The sequence below is a fragment of the Gemmobacter lanyuensis genome, assembly GCF_014652355.1.
GTDB classification, from domain to species: domain Bacteria; phylum Pseudomonadota; class Alphaproteobacteria; order Rhodobacterales; family Rhodobacteraceae; genus Gemmobacter; species Gemmobacter lanyuensis.
On record NZ_BMYQ01000001.1, the window covers coordinates 603,750 to 616,261 of the forward strand.

12 protein-coding genes are annotated in these 12,512 nt (G+C 64.6%); 6 read left to right on the forward strand and 6 right to left on the reverse strand.

All coding sequences use genetic code 11. The annotated features are described in order from the left end of the window. Positions 1-59: 59 nt before the first annotated feature. The 5 genes from ntrX to dusB all read right to left on the reverse strand — a co-directional run bounded on the left by ntrX (position 60) and on the right by dusB (position 7,273). Entirely contained in the window at positions 60-1,454 is a 1,395-nt protein-coding gene (ntrX, locus tag IE101_RS02885; protein ID WP_189632276.1) for a nitrogen assimilation response regulator NtrX, read from the reverse strand. Next, positions 1,451-3,661: a sensor histidine kinase NtrY-like gene (locus IE101_RS02890; protein WP_189632277.1), complete on the reverse strand. Its 2,211-nt coding sequence runs from the start codon at positions 3,659-3,661 to the stop codon at positions 1,451-1,453. The genes ntrX and IE101_RS02890 overlap by 4 nt, the downstream gene beginning before the upstream one ends. A gap of 167 nt (positions 3,662-3,828) precedes the next feature. Beyond that, positions 3,829-5,193: a response regulator gene (locus tag IE101_RS02895; protein WP_189632278.1), complete on the reverse strand. Its 1,365-nt coding sequence runs from the start codon at positions 5,191-5,193 to the stop codon at positions 3,829-3,831. Then, entirely contained in the window at positions 5,193-6,296 is a 1,104-nt protein-coding gene (locus IE101_RS02900; protein ID WP_189632279.1) for a two-component system sensor histidine kinase NtrB, read from the reverse strand. Before IE101_RS02900 ends, IE101_RS02895 begins: the two co-directional genes overlap by 1 nt. Continuing rightward, complete coding sequence (gene dusB, locus IE101_RS02905; protein WP_229803999.1) at positions 6,293-7,273, reverse strand: tRNA dihydrouridine synthase DusB; 981 nt, start codon at positions 7,271-7,273, stop codon at positions 6,293-6,295. The genes IE101_RS02900 and dusB overlap by 4 nt, the downstream gene beginning before the upstream one ends. Before the next feature lie 183 nt (positions 7,274-7,456). Here dusB and IE101_RS02910 point away from each other — a divergent pair, with 183 nt between their 5' ends. From IE101_RS02910 to IE101_RS02925, 4 genes are all read left to right on the forward strand, one after another. Further along, the gene (locus IE101_RS02910; protein ID WP_189632281.1) at positions 7,457-8,581 is read left to right on the forward strand and encodes a bifunctional 2-C-methyl-D-erythritol 4-phosphate cytidylyltransferase/2-C-methyl-D-erythritol 2,4-cyclodiphosphate synthase; all 1,125 of its coding nucleotides are present in this window, start codon (positions 7,457-7,459) and stop codon (positions 8,579-8,581) included. Then, the gene (locus IE101_RS02915) at positions 8,578-9,084 is read left to right on the forward strand and encodes a phosphatidylglycerophosphatase A family protein (protein ID WP_189632282.1); all 507 of its coding nucleotides are present in this window, start codon (positions 8,578-8,580) and stop codon (positions 9,082-9,084) included. The genes IE101_RS02910 and IE101_RS02915 overlap by 4 nt, the downstream gene beginning before the upstream one ends. 4 nt (positions 9,085-9,088) lie before the next feature. Further along, positions 9,089-9,574, forward strand: coding sequence for a CinA family protein (locus IE101_RS02920; RefSeq protein WP_189632283.1), 486 nt, complete (start codon positions 9,089-9,091; stop codon positions 9,572-9,574). A 148-nt stretch (positions 9,575-9,722) separates the two neighbouring features. Then, complete coding sequence (locus IE101_RS02925) at positions 9,723-10,901, forward strand: ammonium transporter (RefSeq protein ID WP_189632724.1); 1,179 nt, start codon at positions 9,723-9,725, stop codon at positions 10,899-10,901. A gap of 3 nt (positions 10,902-10,904) precedes the next feature. Here IE101_RS02925 and IE101_RS02930 read toward each other — a convergent pair whose 3' ends face one another. Continuing rightward, positions 10,905-11,354 (reverse strand): type II toxin-antitoxin system RatA family toxin, encoded by a 450-nt coding sequence (locus IE101_RS02930; RefSeq protein ID WP_189632284.1) that lies wholly within the window; start codon positions 11,352-11,354, stop codon positions 10,905-10,907. A gap of 68 nt (positions 11,355-11,422) precedes the next feature. Between IE101_RS02930 and hpt the strand changes: the two genes are divergently transcribed. Together hpt and IE101_RS02940 are read left to right on the forward strand one after the other, a co-directional pair. Then, complete coding sequence (gene hpt / locus IE101_RS02935; RefSeq protein ID WP_189632285.1) at positions 11,423-11,962, forward strand: hypoxanthine phosphoribosyltransferase; 540 nt, start codon at positions 11,423-11,425, stop codon at positions 11,960-11,962. Beyond that, positions 11,959-12,465: a mismatch-specific DNA-glycosylase gene (locus IE101_RS02940; protein WP_189632286.1), complete on the forward strand. Its 507-nt coding sequence runs from the start codon at positions 11,959-11,961 to the stop codon at positions 12,463-12,465. The genes hpt and IE101_RS02940 overlap by 4 nt, the downstream gene beginning before the upstream one ends. Positions 12,466-12,512: the final 47 nt, after the last annotated feature.

A 12,512-nucleotide genomic window follows, 5' to 3' on the forward strand; every position in this document is an offset into this window, starting at 1 on the left:
CCCGGTGTCAGGGATGGCACGGGGCGGGCGGGGGGTCAAGCCGCGGGCGGAGCGGGGGATTATTCGCCCTCGCCCTCGTCGTCATCCCCGCGGCCCTTGGCGCCGGTGACGACGCCCAGCGATTTCAGCTTGCGGTGCAGCGCGCTGCGTTCCATGCCGACGAAGGCTGCCGTTCGGCTGATATTGCCGCCGAAGCGGTTGATCTGCGTCAGCAGATATTCCTTCTCGAAAAGCTCGCGCGCCTCGCGGAGCGGCAGGGTTGCCAGCGCACCGCCGATCACCAGCCGCCCGTCATCGCCGCCGCCGCTTTCCTGCCCCGGCAGCTCGCGCGCCTCGATAGGACCATTGCCCTCGCCCAGGATCAGCACCCGTTCGATGACGTTCCGCAACTGGCGCACATTGCCCGGCCAGCGCATCGTTTGCAGCATCGCCTCGGCATCCGACGAAAGTGTCCGCTGCGGCAGCCCCTGGGTGCGGTGGAAGCTGTCGATGAAATAGCGGGTCAGTTCGGGAATATCCTCGCGCCGTTCCTCGAGGCTCGGCACGGCGATCGGCACGACATTCAGGCGATCATACAGCTCTTGCCGGAAGCGCCCGGCAGCGATTTCGGCGCGCAGGTCACGCGTGGTCGAGGAAATCACCCGCAGATCGACGCGCACCTTGTCGGACCCGCCTGCCCGGGTGAACTGCTGTTCCACCAGCACCCGCAGGATCTTGGACTGCGTGCCCAGCGGCATATCGGCCACCTCGTCAAAATAGACGATGCCACCATGCGCCTGCTCCAGCAGCCCCGGTTCCACCCCGCGTTCGGGGGTTTCGCGGCCGAACAGCACCTCTTCCATCCGCTCGGGCTCAATGGTGGCCGAGGTCACGGTGACGAAGGGTGCCGAGGCGCGGTTGGAATGGGCGTGGATGTGGCGCGCGGCCATTTCCTTGCCCGATCCGGCCGGACCGGTGAGCATGACACGCCCGTTCGACTTGGTCACCTTGTCCAACTGCGCCTTCAGCGTGCGGAAGGCCGCCGAATTGCCCAGCATGTCCGAGGTCGTGCCATCGCGGCGGCGCAATTCGCTGTTTTCACGGCGCAGCCGGGCGGTTTCCATCGCACGGCTGACCACCACCATCAGCTGGTCGATGTTGAAAGGCTTTTCGATGAAGTCATAGGCGCCCTGCTTGATCGCCGCGACTGCGATTTCGATATTCCCATGTCCCGAGATGATGACGACCGGCACATCGGGATTGTCGCGTTTCACGGTTTTCAGGATGTCGATCCCGTCCATCCGGCTATCCTTGAGCCAGATGTCGAGGATCATCAACGACGGCGCCTCGGCATTGATCGCGGCCATGCATTCATCGGCATTGGCCGCCAGCCGGACGGAAAAGCCCTCGTCCTTGAGGATATCGCCAATCAGCTCGCGGATGTCGCGTTCATCATCGACTATGAGAATGGTCATGCGTCCCCCTGGCCCCCTACGGTTGCCAATCTGCCCCTGCGTGGCGGGCGCGCGGCCCCCCGTGGCAGCCGGATCTCGGCCTGCGCACCCGCATGGGCGTTTCCTTCAAAAACCGGCGCGTCTGTCAGGATCAGCGACCCGCCATGTTCCTCAATGATCTTCTTCACGATGGGCAGGCCAAGGCCCGTGCCCTTTTCGCGCGTCGTGACATAGGGTTCGAACAGGCGCGAGCGGTCCATCGGCAAACCGCAGCCATTGTCAGCGATGCGGATGGTCACATCCTCGGGTGCGATCTGCACTTGAACCCGGATTTCCGGCTGATAGCGCTCGGGGGCGCCCTTCTCGACCAGACCCTCGATCGCCTCGCCCGCGTTCTTGATCAGATTGGTCAGCGCCTGGCCGATCATGGTGGCGTCCAGCTCCATCGGCAGCGGGCTGTCAGGCAGATCGGCAGTGATGCGGACCTCGGGCAAGCCCGCGGCCTGCAAGGTCACGGCATCGCGCAGGATCTTGGACAGGTCGGTTTCGCGGCGGTCGGGTTCGGGCATCCGCGCGAATTTCGAAAATTCATCCACGATCCGGCGCAGGTCATTGGTCTGGCGCACGATCACATCAGCGTATTGTTCCAGATCGCCCGCCAGATCCCCGACTAGCGGGCGGAACTTGCGCTTGATGCGTTCCGCAGAAAGCTGGATGGGCGTCAGCGGGTTCTTGATCTCATGCGCGATGCGGCGGGCCACATCGCCCCAGGCGGCCATGCGCTGCGCGCTGACCAGATCGGTCACATCATCGAAGGCGACCACATAGCCCTCAAGCCGGCCGCTGTCGCTGCGCCGGGCCGACATGCGGACCAGCAGGCTTTCCATCCGGCCCTTGCGGGTCAGGCGCACCTCATCCTGCACGGCGGCACCGCCGCCTTCGCACACACGATCAAAGAGGGCCGCGAACTCCGGCACTGCCGCGGCCAGCGCCACATCGCTCTGACCTTCGTCATAATCCAGCAGGCGCTGCGCCGCGCGGTTGACGAAATCGACATTCCCCTCGGCATCAAGGCCGATGACCCCCGCCGTAACCGAAGACAGCACGCTATCGAACAGACGCCGCCGCCGTTCCGACTGACGGTGGCTGTCAACCAGCGCATCGCGCTGCCCCTTGAGCTGCCGGGTCATCTTGTTGAACATCCGCCCCAGAGTGGCGATTTCGTCATCGCCCTCTTCCTCGGGGACATGCACGTCCAGATCGCCTTCGCCCACCCGCTCGGCCGCGCTGGCGAGACGGCCCACAGGGCGGCTCAGACGTTCGGCGAACCACAGACCCAGCCAGATTGCCGCCATGATCAGGATCAGCGCAAAGCCCAGATAGAGCAGCCCGAATTCAAAGAGGATGCGCCCCCGCGCCTTTTCGACCTGCTGATAAAGCCGCACGGAATCCTTGGTTTCATCCAGCAGCCCCAGAAGCGAGCCATCCACCGCCCGCGTGATGTAGAGATAACGGTCGGCAAAGGCCTCAAGCCGCACCAGCGCGCGGAATTCGTTATTGCCCCAATCCTGGATCACCACGACCTCGCCCGCCGCGGCGCGGGCCAGCTGATCGGCGGAGGGTTTCTCGAAATCAAACAGATAGGATTTCTCGCCGCGCGTCTTCAGATCGCCGGCGCCGTCGATCAGATAGGCCTCGCGCAAGCCGCGCTGAACCCGTTCCTGCACCTGCGTGAGCAAGGGCCGCAGTTCGCCGTCTTCCAGAAAGAAGGTGGACTGCTTGGTCACGTTGAAATAGGCGGCAAGGCCTTCGGCATCCTCGATCAGGCCTTCGCGGTGTTCTTTCTCATAGGCCTCGGCAGCATCGAGCGAGGCGCCCACCACGCGTTGGACCCGGTCCGAAAACCATCCCTCAAGCCCGACATTTACCGTCAACACCGCAAAGACCGCGACCAACACGGTGGGCATCAGCGCAACCAGCGCGAAAACCCCGGTCAGTCGCAAGTGCAGACGCGATCCGGCAGAACGACGGCGGCGGTCCGCCACCATCCGCAGCACCCGGCTGAGCACGAGTGACGCGATCAGCAGCACATAGACGAAATCCGCCAGCAACACGAGCCGCAGCGGCACCCCTGCGGCACCGGCATCAAGCGGTTGCAGCGCCAGCAGCGTTGCCACCACCAAGACCGGGCCCAGCACGACAAGACCCAGCGTCGTCCATGTCTGCATCCGGCGCTGGCGCTGCAACCGCGCCAGACGCAAGATCCAAGCACTGCCTGATGAAGCCGGCCGCAAGGTCGGTTGCCCCCAAAGATTGAGGGCGATCTGAGCCCCCGCCACATATCCGTTGGCGTGAATCAGGCCATGGCCGCAATGTCACGCGATATGTTGCGCTTTTACATCAGTTTGCGGCGGCGTGTCACGCGGATATCCAGCTCGGTGATCTTCTTGCGCAAAGTATTGCGGTTGATCCCTAGCAGATCGGCACATTTTGCCTGATTGCCGCCGGTCGCATCCAGGGCGATTTCAATCAGCGGCGCCTCAACCTCGCGCAGGATGCGGTTATAGACCCCGGCCGGGGGGAGCTGACCGCCATGCAGATCGAAGTAGCGCTTCAGATGCCGCGCGACCGAGGCGGAAAGCTTGTCCCCCTCGCCCAACCCCTTCATCGGTTCGGGCAGCGGCTGGCTGCCAAGGGCGGCCTCCACTTCGGCGCGGCTGATCTCCGGCTCGGTCGAGGTGACCATCAACCGCTTCAGCGTGTTTTCCAGCTGGCGCACATTTCCCGGCCAGCTGTAGGCGCGCACCAGTTCGCGCGCGTCATTCGACAGACGACGGACGGTGCCGAAATCGCGTTCCCCGCGCGCCAGGAAATGCTCTGCCAGCAGCGGAATGTCATCCACCCGTTCCCGCAGGCTTGGCACATGCAGCGTCACCCCGCCCAGACGGTAGAACAGATCCTGCCGGAAGCGCCCGGCCTCCATCCGGTTGGCCAGATCGCTCTGGCTTGTCGCCATGACACGGGGGGCATTGTCGCCCAGCATATCAAGCATCCGCACGATGCGGCCCTGCGCCTCATCCTCAAGATCGGCGACCTCATCAAAGACAAGGCTGCCGCCGCGCGCCCGCGACAAAAGCGCCGCCGGCCCGTCCATGCTTTGCAGATCGGCCGCCTGAGCCACGACGAAGGGCATCGTGCGCCGATCCGAGAAATCATGGATCGCCCGTGCGATCAGCGATTTTCCGGTGCCGCTTTCGCCGGTAATCAGCACCGGCAGTTCAGTATTCATCACCCGCGCCACCAGACGATAGAGCGCCTGCATCGCCGCCGTCCGCCCCACCAGCGGCAGGTCATCCCCCGCCTCGCGCGGGGCGGGTGCGGGTTTGGGCACGCGGCGCTTCACATCCAGCGCGCGGGCCGACCGCTTCATCAGATCGGGAAGGTCGAAAGGTTTGGGGAGATAGTCGAAAGCCTCGGCCTCGGCCGCCTGAATGGCGGTCATGATGGTGTTCTGCGCCGAAATCACGATGACCGGCAGGCCGGGGCGCAGCCGGGTGATGCGCGGCAGCGCCTCAAGCCCGTTGCCATCAGGCATCACCACATCCGAGATGACCAGATCACCCTTCCCCTCTTCCACCCAACGCATGAGCGTGACGAGCGAGGAGGTCGCATGCACCTTGCAGCCCGCGCGGGTCAATGCCTGCGTCAGCACCGTGCGGATCGTGCGGTCGTCATCGGCAACCAGAACCGTGCCATCCATCAGCCTGCTTCCTTCTTCTGCAATTCGCGGGGGGCCACCGGCAACGAAACGCGGAACACCGTCCGCCCCGGCACCGAGTCAACCGAGATCCAGCCGTCATGTTCGGTGATGATTTTCGACACCAGCGCGAGGCCAAGCCCCGTGCCGTTTTCCTTGCCCGAAACGAAGGGTTCGAAAATGTCGTCGGCAATGCCGGGCGGAAGACCCGGGCCGTCATCGATGATTTCCACCTGCAGGGGCAGCGCCTTGCCGGTACCGTCCTTGCGCCGCAGCCGCAGCGACAGGTCATAGCGCGTCCGCAGCGTGATGGTGCCTTTGGCCCCGCCTGCCGCCTCGGCCGCGTTCTTGATGAGATTGAGGAACACCTGCATCAGCTGATCCGGGTCCGCATGCGTCGGCGGCAACGAGGGGTCATATTCCTCGACGATCCGCATATTGGCGGCAAAGCCCACCAGCGCCGATTTGCGCGCGCGGTCCAATGCGTCGTGGATATTCACGACACGGCGGTCAGGTGGGCGCACATTGCCGAACTGTTCAACCTGCTCCAGCAGCTTCACGATGCGCCGGGTTTCCTCGACGATCAGGTCGGTCAGCTCCCGGTCCTCAGGGGTGAGGTTCATCGACAGCAGCTGCGCCGCACCGGAGATCCCGGCCAGGGGGTTCTTGATTTCATGCGCCAGCATCTCAGCCATGCCGATCGCGGATTTTGCCGCCGTCTTGGCCGCGCCAGCCCGGCCCAGCCGGTCGGCCATCTCACGCGGGGAAATCAGCAGCATCAGATATTCGGGATCATCGGCCAGCGGTGCCACCTGCACCGTGCATTGCACCGGCGGCTTTTCCCCGCTGGTCACATCAACATCATTGATGAACAGCGCCGACTGGTTGGCACGGGCGCGGGCGCAGGCCTCTTCCATCTCGGCATCAATATGCACACGATCAAAGACCGGTTGCCCCTTGAGGCTGCGGGACGAGGCATTGAGGAAAAGCTCGGCCGCGGGGTTCGTTTCAACGATCAGCCCGCCCTGATCCACCAGAAGCGCCGGGATCGGCAGCGAGGCCCAGATCACCCCCGGCACCGGATAGGGCTGACGAAACCCCTTCATGCGGCTTCCCTTTCCTGATGGGCAAAGGCCGCGCGCAGATCGCGCGCCACCTGTGCGGGCACCTCGCCCGTGATGATCGGGGCGCGGGCCGCTTCAAGCCCGGCCATTTCCAGATACCAACCCAGATGCTTGCGGGCGATCTTGATGCCCAGGTCCAGGCCGTAGAAAGCCAGCATCGCCTCGTAATGCCCCAGAATCATGTCGGCCAGCGCATCCCCCTGCGGGATCTGCGGCGCGGGCGTGCCATAAAGTGCGGCCGCCACCTTGGCGAGCAGCCAGGGCCGCCCCTGCGCCCCCCGCCCGATCATCACCCCGTCGGCGCCCGACAGGCGCAGCGCCTCGGCCGCGGTCTCGGCGCCGGTGATGTCGCCGTTGGCGATCAGCGGGATGGTCACGGCCTCTTTCACCGCGCGGATGGCCGCCCAATCCGCTGCACCTTTGTAGAACTGACAGCGTGTCCGGCCGTGGATGGTGACCATCGTCACCCCGGCCTCCTCTGCCCGGCGGGCCAGAATGGGCGCGTTCAGCAGGGCATCATCCCACCCCAGACGGGTTTTCAGCGTGACCGGCACCTCGACCGCGCCCACCACCGCCTCGATCAGGCGCAGCGCATGGTCCAGATCCTTCATCAGCGCCGACCCGGAATAGCCGTTCGTCACCTTCTTGGCCGGACAGCCCATGTTGATGTCGATCACCCGCGCGCCCTGACCGGCGACGTATTTCGCGGCCTCGGCCATCCAGTAGGGTTCGCGCCCCGCCAGCTGGACCGAGGTCGCAGCCTCCTGAAACCCCAGCTCCGCGCGGGCGCGGGCCAACGGACGGGCCTGCACGACCTCCTGGCTTGCGACCATCTCGCTCACCACCAGCCCCGCCCCGAACGAGGCCACCAGCCGGCGGAACGGCAGATCCGTGATCCCGGCCAGCGGCGCCAGAAGCACCGGGGGCGTGATGGAAATTTCAGCCAATTGCAGGGACACGGGCGGGATTCCTTGTCTGTCATGAAGGGTGCTAGACATGCCTGTTGCGTATGACAACGGCAAGACGCTGCAAATTTGGGCGCAGAACATACGCTGCCTAAATATTGGGCGGAATTACCGGGAAATGCCACCGCATTGTCATGCGCGCAGGCTTGGCCTAGGAACAAGCACAAGGAGAGCCGCATGACCACAGCCGCGATCATCGTTGCCGCCGGGCGCGGCACAAGGGCCGGAGGAGAGATCCCCAAGCAATGGCAAAGCCTTGCCGGGCAGCCGGTGCTGGCCCATACGCTTGCCGCCTTTGCAGGGATGCGCCGGGTGCTGGTGATCCACCCCGATGACAGCGCCCGGGCCGAGGCGCTGGGGACCGATGCCCTGCTGGTGGCAGGGGGCAACAGTCGCGCACAATCGGTGCGCAATGCCCTTGAGGCGCTAGAGGGCGAGGGCATCACGCGCGTTCTGATCCATGATGGCGCGCGCCCGCTCGTCACCCCCGATCTGATTGCGCGCCTCGACCGCGCGCTGGACGACGGCCCCGCCGCAGCCCCGGCGCTGGCGGTGACCGATGCGCTCTGGCGGGGTGCGGACGGTGAGGTTGCGGGCACGCAGAACCGCGACGGCCTCTGGCGCGCACAGACGCCGCAGGCTTTTCACTTCGACGCGATTCTTGCCGCCCACCGCGCCCATCCCGGCGATGCCGCCGATGATGTCGAAGTCGCGCGCGCCGCGGGCCTGCCCGTCCGCATTGTCGAGGGCAGCGAGGACAATCTGAAACTGACCTTCCCCGGTGATTTCGCCCGGGCAGAGACCATCCTGAAAGGACGCCGCATGGAGATCCGTCTTGGCAATGGCTATGACGTTCACGCCTTTACCGAGGGCGATCACTGCTGGCTCTGCGGCGTGAAAGTGCCCCATAGCAAGGCGCTGCTGGGCCATTCCGATGCAGATGTGGGGATGCACGCCCTGACCGATGCTATCTATGGCGCGCTGGCGCAGGGCGACATCGGCCGCCATTTCCCCCCGTCAGACCCGCAGTGGAAGGGCGCCGAAAGCCATATCTTCCTGCGCCATGCCATTGAACTGGCTACGAAAATGGGTTTCCGGCTGATGAACTGCGACGTGACGCTGGTGTGCGAACGCCCCAAGATCGGCCCCCATGCCGAGGCGATGCGCGCAGCCCTTGCCGCCATCATGGGGGTTGATCTGCACCGCGTCAGCGTCAAGGCCACCACCTCGGAACGTCTGGGCTTTACCGGGCGTGAGGAAGGCATCGCCGCCATTGCCACCGCCACGCTGGTGCAGGCATGATTGCCGCGATCTGCACCTTTTTCGGCGCGGGACTTTTGCGCCCGGCACCCGGCACCTGGGGGTCTTTGGCCGCCGTTGCACTGGCGGTGCTGGCCTATGAAACGGGTTATGCGCTGCTGGTGCCCGCCGGTGCCGCATTGGCGACGCTGGCCGGATTTTGGACCATTCCCCAATACCTTGCGGGGCATTCTGACAGTGATCCCTCAGAAGTGGTGATTGATGAGGTGGCGGGCCAGTGGCTCGCGCTCTCCTTCACCATCATCCCGCTTTGGCGGCACGATGTGGACAGCCTGCTGTTTGGCGCTTGGCCCGGTTGGGTGGTGCCGTTTGTGCTGTTCCGCCTGTTTGACATCCGCAAACCCTGGCTCGTGGGTCAGGCAGATCGGCGCGGCGATGCGGCGGGCGTGATGCTCGATGACCTCTGGGCCGGGCTTTTCGCCGGTCTGGGGTCCGTGATCCTGGCCGGGATCTACCATGCGATTTTGCAACCCATGATAGGATGACGCGATGAAAGTTGAGGATTTTCTGAACCTTGCACGGCGAACCTCAACCATCGTCGCAACAGCGGAAAGCTGCACCGGCGGCATGATTGCCGCTGCGCTGACCGATATCGCCGGGTCCTCCGACGTGTTCGACCGCGGCTTTGTCACCTATTCAAACGCTGCCAAGCAGGACATGCTGGGCGTGACAGCGACCAGCCTCGACGCCTTCGGCGCCGTGTCGGAACCCGTGGCGCGTGAAATGGCAGACGGCGCCCTGACCCGGTCGCGGGCGACGATTGCCGTCTCGGTCACCGGGATCGCAGGCCCCGGCGGGTCGGACCACAAGCCCGAGGGCCGCGTCTGTTTCGGCCTTGCCCGCAAGGGGCACCCCACCTTTACCGAAACCGTCGAATTCGGCCCGCTGGGGCGCGCGGCCGTGCGCGCGGCGACGCGGGATCATGCGCTGCATCTGCTGGCACAGGCGACAGCTGAAATGCAGAAAACGCCCTGATTGCGGCAGAAACCGCCAGATTTCGCGCAAATTTTCAGCATATCGCGTTCTGCCCGTTTCTTTGGCAGGTCGGGAGGCATCCGCCGCTTTGATCGTCAGAAAAACCCCGCTTTACCGCGCGGGAACGGGAAGAATGGGGAACCTGACGATGAATGCCGCCGATACTGCGTGGATTCTGACTGCGACGGCCTTGGTGCTGTTCATGACCCTGCCGGGACTTGCCCTTTTTTACGGCGGTCTTGTGCGCGGGCGGAACGTGCTGAGCGTTTTCATGCATTGCTTTGCCATCGCCTGCCTGATGAGCCTTCTGTGGCTTGGCGCGGGCTATTCCATTGCCTTTGGCGGCGGCGGCGGGGTCTGGGGCGGCACGGACAAGCTGTTCCTCATGGGGGTCACGCCTGAAAGCCTGACCGGCAGCCTGCCCGAAATCCTGTTCTTTGCCTATCAGATGACCTTCGCGATCATCACCCCCGCGCTGATCGTCGGCGCCTATGTGGAACGGGTGGGCTTTGGCTTTGTGCTGCTGTTCTCGGGGCTCTGGATGCTGGTGGTCTATGCGCCGGTGGTGAACTGGATCTGGGGCGGCGGTTTTCTGGCCGATGGCGGGATCTTTGGCGAAACCGGCGTGCGCGATTTTGCGGGCGGGATCGTGGTGCATGAAACGGCGGGTCTTGCGGCCCTGCTGGTGGCCAGCGCCCTTGGCCCGCGCAAGCACCGCACCACGCCGCCGCACAACCCCGGCCTGGTGATGATCGGGGCGGCGATGCTCTGGGTTGGCTGGTTCGGCTTCAACGGCGGCTCGGCGCTGGCGGCCAATGGTCAGGCGGCCATGGCCATCACCGTCACGCATATCTCGGCTGCTGCGGCGTCGCTGTCCTGGGTGGCGTGGGAACGCGTGAAGCATGGGCGCGCCTCGATGGTGGGTCTGGTCACCGGCACCATCGCGGGGCTGGCCTCAATCACCCCGGCCTCGGGATATGTCGGGCCGCTGCAGGCGCTGATCATCGGTCTGGTCGCGGGCATCCTGTGCCAAGAGATCGTCGTGCTGATCCGCAACCGCACCCGCATTGACGATACGCTGGATGTCTTTGCCGTGCATGGCGTGGGCGGCATCTTCGGCACGATCATGGTGGCGGTGTTCGGGCTGGGCAACTGGGCCGCGCAACTGGGCGGGCTGGCGATTGTAGGCCTCTGGACCGTGGTGGCAAGCTGGGGGCTGATCAAGCTTTGCGCCGCGATCACGCCGCTGCGCGTGGATCTGGAGACCGAGACCAATGGCCTCGATCTGACAGTGCATGGCGAACGCGCCTATGATTTGAACAGCTGATCCTCAGCTGCCGTAAAGCTCGGCTGCGCGCCGTTCAAAGGCGCGCACCACCCGCTGCATGGCCTCGTTGAACACGACGCCGATGATGCCCTGAAGGATGGCATTCCGAAATTCGAAATCGACGAAGAATTCGACCTCGCACCCGCCCGGCACATCGCGGAACTGCCAGCCGCTTTTCAGATAGCGGAAGGGGCCGTCCAGATATTCGGTGTCGATCTTCATTTGCTGGGGCCAGAGTGTGACGCGGCTGCCAAAGCGTTCGCGGAAGACCTTGAAGCTGATGACCAGATCCGCCTCCATCACCTCGCCCCCGTCGGCGATGGGCGTGCGCGACCGGATGCGCGCCGCCGCCGTCCAAGGCAGGAATTTGGGATAGGCCGCGACATCGGCCACAAGATCGTACATCTGCTGCGCGCTATAGGGCAGCACGCGCTTTTCATGATGGGTCGGCATCGCAGGTTCCCGGCGTGACTTCGCTGTGGGTAATGTGTAAATGGGGCCAAGAAATCAAGGGGTGCCCCATGTCGCAGCGTCCATATGTCATCGATCAGATGATTTCCGCCAAGGCCATCGCCGCGAGGGTCGAGGCCCTTGCCGCTGAGATCACCACCCATTTCCACGGGTCGGAACGGTTGATCGTGGTGGGGCTGCTGCGCGGGTCTTTCATGTTCATCGCCGATCTGGTGCGCGAGATCGACCTGCCGGTCGAGGTCGATTTCCTTGAAGCATCGAGCTATGGAAATGCGACCCATTCATCGAAAGAGGTGCGTATTCTCAAGGACTTGCGCGGCGAAATTGCCGGGCAGGATGTGCTGGTGGTGGAAGATATCGTCGATTCGGGCTTCACGCTCAGCCATGTGAAGCGCCTGCTGCTGAGCCGGAACCCCAAGCGGCTTGAGGTTTGTGCCCTGCTCGACAAACCCTCGCGCCGCGAGGTCGATATCAAGGCAAGCTGGACGGGATTCGAGATTCCCGATGAATTTGTCGTGGGTTACGGGCTGGACTTTGCACAGCGTAACAGGAACCTGCCCTATATCGGCAAGGTGCGTTTCACCGAATGATCCTGCCGGATCGGCTGGCACCGGGGCTGCGCGTGGTGTTTTGCGGCACCGCAGCCGGAACGGTGTCGGCCCGCAAGGGGCACTACTATGCCGGGCCGGGCAACCGGTTCTGGCCCATGCTGGCCGAAACCGGGCTGACCCCGCGGCTTTTCCGCCCCGATGAGGATGATCAGCTTTTGTCCCTTGGCATCGGCTTGACCGATCTTGCGAAAACCGCCTTTGGGGCCGATGCGGAGATTCCGGCCTCGGCCTGGGATGCGGCGGGGCTTTGGGCGCGGATCGCGGCCTGCCAGCCTGCAACGCTGGCCTTCACCAGCCTGACGGCCGCGCGGCTGGCACTGGGGCGGCCCGATCTGGCGTCAGGCCCCTTGCCCCCGGATGTGCGGGCGCCGGGCGTGGTGCTTTGGGCGTTGCCTTCCCCTTCAGCCCGGGCGCGCAGCCATTTCCGCGCCGCCCCTTGGCATGCGCTGGCCACCGCCCTTCCGCCCTACACGAAGCCGTGATCACGCGCGGCCGGTCGCGCGGTTAGGCTTTGCCCGTTCAGGGAGAT

What these genes read in the sequence shown, in the direction of transcription:
- ntrX (WP_189632276.1), bottom strand. Translation starts at nt 1,454, where the DNA reads ATGACCATTCTCATAGTCGATGATGAACGCGACATCCGCGAGCTGATT.
- IE101_RS02890 (WP_189632277.1), bottom strand. Translation starts at nt 3,661, where the DNA reads ATGCAGACATGGACGACGCTGGGTCTTGTCGTGCTGGGCCCGGTCTTG.
- IE101_RS02895 (WP_189632278.1), bottom strand. Translation starts at nt 5,193, where the DNA reads ATGGATGGCACGGTTCTGGTTGCCGATGACGACCGCACGATCCGCACG.
- IE101_RS02900 (WP_189632279.1), bottom strand. Translation starts at nt 6,296, where the DNA reads ATGAAGGGGTTTCGTCAGCCCTATCCGGTGCCGGGGGTGATCTGGGCC.
- IE101_RS02910 (WP_189632281.1), top strand. Translation starts at nt 7,457, where the DNA reads ATGACCACAGCCGCGATCATCGTTGCCGCCGGGCGCGGCACAAGGGCC.
- IE101_RS02915 (WP_189632282.1), top strand. Translation starts at nt 8,578, where the DNA reads ATGATTGCCGCGATCTGCACCTTTTTCGGCGCGGGACTTTTGCGCCCG.
- IE101_RS02920 (WP_189632283.1), top strand. Translation starts at nt 9,089, where the DNA reads ATGAAAGTTGAGGATTTTCTGAACCTTGCACGGCGAACCTCAACCATC.
- IE101_RS02925 (WP_189632724.1), top strand. Translation starts at nt 9,723, where the DNA reads ATGAATGCCGCCGATACTGCGTGGATTCTGACTGCGACGGCCTTGGTG.
- IE101_RS02930 (WP_189632284.1), bottom strand. Translation starts at nt 11,354, where the DNA reads ATGCCGACCCATCATGAAAAGCGCGTGCTGCCCTATAGCGCGCAGCAG.
- hpt (WP_189632285.1), top strand. Translation starts at nt 11,423, where the DNA reads ATGTCGCAGCGTCCATATGTCATCGATCAGATGATTTCCGCCAAGGCC.
- IE101_RS02940 (WP_189632286.1), top strand. Translation starts at nt 11,959, where the DNA reads ATGATCCTGCCGGATCGGCTGGCACCGGGGCTGCGCGTGGTGTTTTGC.